The sequence below is a fragment of the Actinomycetota bacterium genome, assembly GCA_036280995.1.
Taxonomy (GTDB): domain Bacteria; phylum Actinomycetota; class CALGFH01; order CALGFH01; family CALGFH01; genus CALGFH01.
Window position 1 is genome coordinate 1 of sequence record DASUPQ010000033.1, and the last position, 5,373, is coordinate 5,373.

Genomic DNA, 5,373 nt, shown 5'->3' on the forward strand with positions numbered 1-5,373 from the left:
GGCGGCGGGACCGTTGACCGGGCGCTCCACCGTGGCCCGGCGGCGCATGGTCCGCATGAACACGAACACGCAGGCCAGCATGATGACGAAGCCGGCCACGCCGACGGCGACGTTCTCCAGGAACGTGGAGGAGATGACCACGACCAGGCCGAGGACGAAGCCGGCGACGGCGAGCTTGAGGCGGCGGCCCAGATGGGCACGGAACGAGGAGCCCACCTGATGGGCGAATTTGGGGTCCTCTTCGAGCAACCGCCGCTCGATCTCGGCCAGGATGCGTTGCTCGTGCTCGGACAGCGGCATGTGAGGCTCCGGCCAGGGTCGTACTGTGGTGGTCCTGCGAGTGTACCCGGCTGAGGCCCAGCCGGCGACTCCACTTGGAACTTTGGTGGGGACTCACGCGCGGTCCTAAACCTTCAATCTCGGGTCACGGTTCGGGGTCCGGGGGGAGGAGGGGGTCGCGGCGGGGGCGGGGGGTCTGGCGGGCCTCTTCGTAGGCCTCGGCCGGGCGGTCGCCGGTGAGCGAGGCCAGGTCGATCGCGCCATCGCCGAACCGGGCCCTGACCGCGTCGGCGGCCCGGACCGCCGCCTCCCAGCCGGGCCGCTCCGGGCCCAGCCGCAGCTGCACCGGCGCGCCTTGGCGCTGCAGGTTGCTGACGGTGACACCGACCAGGCGGACCGGGGTCCGGCCGAGCTGGAGCCGGGCCAGCAGCTCCCTGGCGACCTCGTGCAGCTCGGTGTCGGTGTCGGTGGCCACCGGCAGGGTGCGGCCCCGGGTGATGGTGCGGAAGTCGGCGAAGCGGAGCTTCAGGGTGACCGTGCGGCCGGCCAGGCCCGCCTCCCGCAGCCGCCGTCCCACCCGCACGCAGGAGCGCAGCACCTCGCGGGCCAGCTGCCCGGGGTCGTCGATGTCGGTGGTGAAGGTCTCCTCGGACCCGACCGACTTGGCCGCCTCGAACGGCACCACCTCGCGGTCGTCGCGGGCCCAGGCCAGCTCGTGGAGCTGGGCCCCGGCGGCCGGCCCGAGGGCCCGCTCCAGGGTCGCCCTCGGGGTGGCGGCGACGTCGCCGACGGTGCGCAGGCCGTAGCGGGCCAGCGTCTCGATGGTGGCCTGGCCGGCCCCCCAGAGGGCGTCGACCGGCAGGGGGTGGAGGAACTCCAGGGCCCGGCCGGGCGGGACCACCAGCAGGCCGTCCGGCTTGCCGCGGGTCGAGGCGAGCTTGGCCAGGTACTTGCTGGCGGCCACGCCGACCGTGAGGGCCAGGCCGGCCTCCTCCCGCACCCGGGCCCGGAGCAGCCGCGCTGTGGCGACGGCGTCGCCGAACAGCGCCCGGGCCCCGCGGACGTCCAGGAACGCCTCGTCGAGGGCGAGCGGCTCGACCAGCGGGGTGAGGCTCTGGAAGATCCGCATGACCGTGGCCGAGTGGCGCCGGTAGGCGGCGAAGTCGGGCGGGACGGCCACCGCCTGCGGGCACAGGCGGCGGGCCCTGGCCATCGGCATGGCGTTGCGGCAGCCGAACGCCCTGGCCTCGTACGAGGCCGAGGTGACGACCCCGCGGGCGCCGGTGCCGCCGACCAGCAGGGGACGGCCGCGCAGGGACGGGTCCTTGAGCACCTCGACGCTGGCGTAGAAGGCGTCCAGGTCGGCGTGGAGGATCCCCAGGCCGTCGGCCTCGCCCGGCTCCAGCGGCCGGCCTCCGGCGATCACCTCGCCGGTCGGCCGCGTTCCCTGATTCACCTGGCCACTCCCGGGACACCCCCCTGGAAGGTGCATCCGACTAGGATGCTCACATCGAAGAAGCATGCATGACCACCGTGACGACCCCCAGAGGAACCTCCAGCCAGGTGACCGAGGCCGCCCAGCCCGTGCCGGCGTCCCCCCTGGACGCCGAGGATCTGCGCGCCCGGGTCGACCGGGCCCTGGCCGCCCTGCTCGCCCAGGAGCTGTCGGCCCTCGGCTTCCTCGGTGACGACGCCGGCCCCGTCACCGACGCCCTGACCCGGTTCGCCCTCGCCGGCGGCAAGCGGCTGCGGCCGGCCTTCGTGTACTGGGGGTACCGGGGCGCCGGAGGCGCCGCCGGCGGCCCCGAGGCCGAGGCCACCGTCAAGGCCGCCTGCTCGGTCGAGCTGCTGCACGTCTGCGCCCTCATCCACGACGACATCATGGACGGCTCCGAGGTCCGGCGCGGCCGCCCGGCCATGCACGTCGGCTTCGCCGGCCTCCACCGCGGCCTCGGCTGGCGGGGCGACCCGGCCGCCTTCGGCGAGGGCGCGGCCATGCTCATGGGCGACCTGGCCTTCACCTGGGCCGACGTGGCCCTGGCCGAGGCCGGCCTGCCCGACGACCGCCTGGCCGCCGCCCTGCGGGTCTTCAACCGGCTGCGCTCGGAGCTGATGGGCGGCCAGTACCTGGACCTGGTCGAGGCCCGCCGGGGCGCCCCCGACGAGGCCGCCGTCCGCCGGGTCCTGACCTACAAGTCGGGCAAGTACACCATCGAGCGGCCGCTGCACCTGGGCCTGGCCCTGGCCGCCGGCCCGCCCGCCCTGGCCGCCGGCTACTCGGCCTACGGGCTGCCCCTGGGCGAGGCCTTCCAGCTCCGGGACGACATCCTCGGGGTGTTCGGGTCCCCGGAGGTGACCGGCAAGCCGGCCGGGGACGACCTGCGCGAGGGCAAGGAGACCTACCTGGTCATGCAGGCCCGCCGGCTCGCCGGCCGGGCCGGCCGGGCCCTGCTGGAGGGGGCCCTCGGCAACGCCAAGCTGTCCGAGGACGAGGTCGCCGAGCTGCGCCGGCTGATCGCCGGCTGCGGCGCCGTGGACGCCACCGAGGCCCGCATCGGCGAGCTCCTGGCCGAGGCCAAGGCGGCGCTGGCCGCGGCCGACGGGATCGACGAGGCGGCCCGGGGCACCCTGGCGGCGCTGGCCGACCACGTCACCGACCGGAGCGCCTAGCCGGACATGGCGGGGCGGACGGTCGTCGTCGGGGCCGGCCTGGCCGGGCTCTCGGCCGCCATCCATCTGGCCGCCGCCGGCCGCGAGGTGGTGGTCGTCGAGGCCGAGGCGGTCCCGGGCGGCCGTTGCGGCACGGTGACCGTCGGCGGCTACCGCTTCGACACCGGCCCCTCGGTGCTGACCATGCCCGAGGTGGTGCGGGCATGCGTTGGCGCCGCCGGCGAGGAGCTGGAGGACTGGCTGGAGCTGGCCCCCCTCGACCCGATCTACCGGCTCACCTTCCACGACGGCAGCCGCCTGGACGTGGTCCCGGGGGCCGAGCGCATGGCGGCCGAGGTCGAGCGGCTCGCCGGGCCCGAGGAGGCCGCCCGCTACCTGGCCTTCCGGGCGCATCTGGGCCGGATGCTGGACGCCGAGTGGGATCAGTTCATCGACCGCAACCTCGACGGCCCGGCCGGCCTGGTCCGGCCCCTGGCCCTCCTGCGGCTGGCCCGCCTTGGCGGGTTCCGGCGGCTGCACAACCTGGTCGCGACCCACCTGAGCGACTGGCGGCTGCGCCGGGCCCACACCTTCCAGGCCCTCTACACCGGCCTGTCGCCGTTCGACGCCCTCGGCATCTACGCCGTGGTCGCCCACATGGACACCGTCGGCGGCGCCTTCATCCCCCGCCGGGGCGGCATGCACGCCCTCCCCCTGGCCCTGGCCGGGGTGGCCGAGAAGGCCGGGGCGGGCTTCCGGTACTCGGCTCGGGTCGAGCGGGTCGAGGGCGGGCCCGGCGGGGTCACCGGGGTGGTGCTGGCCGGCGGCGAGCGCCTGGCCGCCACCGACGTGGTCGTGACCAGCGACCTGCCGGCCGCCTACGAGCACCTGCTGCCCCCGGCGGCCCGCGACTGGCGGGTGCGGCGGCGCCGGCTGCGGTTCTCGCCCTCCTGCTACCTGGTCCACCTGGGGCTGACCCGCCAGCTCCAGGGCCAGGCCCACCACACCGTCCACCTGGGCCGGGACTGGAAGGCGACCTTCGAGGCCCTGACCCGCCACGGCGGCATCCAGCCCGACCCGAGCCTGCTGGTCACCTACCCCTCGCCCGAGGACCCCGATGCCGCCCCGCCCGGCCACGCCACCCTGTTCGTGCTCGAGCCGACCGCCAACACCCGGGCCGGGCTGGACTGGGCCGAGGTCGGGCCGCGCCTGCGCGAGCGGCTGTACGGGCGGCTGGCCGGGCTCGGCTACGGCGACCTGCGCCGCGACAGCGCCGTCGAGCTGGTCGTCGACCCTCCCGCCTGGGAGGCCCAGGGCCTGACCGCGGGGACGCCGTTCTCGCTCGACCACCGCTTCACCCAGACCGGCTGGCTGCGGCCCGGGAACGCCTCGGCGGGCGTGCCCGGCCTTGTGTTCGCCGGGATGGGCACCGTGCCCGGGGTCGGGGTGCCGATGGTGCTGATCTCCGGCCGCCTGGCCGCCGAGCGGGTGCTGGCCCGGAGGCGGCGATGAGGCTGGCCATGGTGGAGCCGCAGACGTTGTCGGCGGCCTATGAGCGGTGCCGGCTGCTCCATGCCCGCCACGGCCGCACCTACTACCTGGCCACCTTGTTGCTCCCCCGCTGGAAGCGCCGCCACGTCCATGCCCTGTACGGCTTCACCCGCTACGCCGACGAGATCGTCGACAACCTGGCCTCGACCCTGGACCGCCCCGCCCAAGCAGCCGCCCTCCGCGCCTGGGGAACCCGGCTGTTCGCCGGCCTCCGCGGCGCCCCCTGCCCCGACCCGGTCCTGCCCGCCGTGCTCCACACCATCCGGGCCTTTGCCCTGGACGTCGGCGACTTCGAACGGTTCCTGGACGCCATGGCCGCCGACCTGACCATCGACCGCTACCACACCTACCAGGACCTGTGCGGCTACATGGAAGGCTCGGCCGCGGTCATCGGGACCATGATGGCCCCCATCCTGGAATCGACCGACCCCCCAGCCGCCGCCGCCCACGCCCGCCAGCTCGGGCTGGCCTTCCAGCTGACCAACTTCATCCGCGACATCGCCGAAGACTACCAACGCGGCCGGGTCTACCTGCCCAGCGCCGACCTGGACCGCTTCGGGGTCGACCGGGCCGACCTGGCCGCCCCCACCGCCTCCCCAGCCGTGGCCGAGCTGCTGGCCTTCGAGATCGAACGGGCCCGGGACCACTACCGGGCCGCCGCGCCCGGCATCGAGCTCCTCGCCCCCTCCTCCCAACCCTGCATCCGGGTCGCCTCCCAGCTCTATGGGGCCATCCTGGACGAGGTCGAACAGGCCGGCTACCAGGTCCTGGACCGCCGCATCACCGTCCCCCGACACCGCCGCCTGGCCGTGGCCAGCCACCACTGGCTCACCGCCCACCGGGCCGCCCGAGCCGAACGCCGCGTCACCATCACCACCCCCGGCACCCCATGAG

The 5,373-nt window shown here is 75.3% G+C and carries 5 protein-coding genes; 3 read left to right on the forward strand and 2 right to left on the reverse strand.

The features are described from left to right. Together VF468_00835 and VF468_00840 are read right to left on the reverse strand one after the other, a co-directional pair. A partial coding sequence (locus VF468_00835) for a DUF3040 domain-containing protein (GenBank protein ID HEX5876870.1) occupies positions 1 to 300 on the reverse strand: 300 nt, incomplete at its 3' end. A gap of 124 nt (positions 301 to 424) precedes the next feature. Next, positions 425 to 1,735: a DNA polymerase IV gene (locus VF468_00840; protein HEX5876871.1), complete on the reverse strand. Its 1,311-nt coding sequence runs from the start codon at positions 1,733 to 1,735 to the stop codon at positions 425 to 427. Positions 1,736 to 1,803: 68 nt separating this feature from the next. On the opposite strand from VF468_00840, the gene VF468_00845 reads away from it, so the two are divergent. From VF468_00845 to VF468_00855, 3 genes are read left to right on the forward strand one after another with little or no spacing between them, the layout of a single operon-like run. Further along, entirely contained in the window at positions 1,804 to 2,949 is a 1,146-nt protein-coding gene (locus tag VF468_00845; protein ID HEX5876872.1) for a polyprenyl synthetase family protein, read from the forward strand. A 6-nt stretch (positions 2,950 to 2,955) separates the two neighbouring features. Then, positions 2,956 to 4,440 carry a phytoene desaturase family protein gene (gene crtI / locus VF468_00850; GenBank protein HEX5876873.1) on the forward strand — a complete coding sequence of 495 codons (1,485 nt, stop codon included), beginning with the start codon at positions 2,956 to 2,958 and terminating at the stop codon, positions 4,438 to 4,440. Continuing rightward, on the forward strand, positions 4,437 to 5,372 hold the full coding sequence (locus tag VF468_00855; GenBank protein ID HEX5876874.1) for a phytoene/squalene synthase family protein: 936 nt from the start codon (positions 4,437 to 4,439) through the stop codon (positions 5,370 to 5,372). The genes crtI and VF468_00855 overlap by 4 nt, the downstream gene beginning before the upstream one ends. Position 5,373 lies beyond the last annotated feature (1 nt).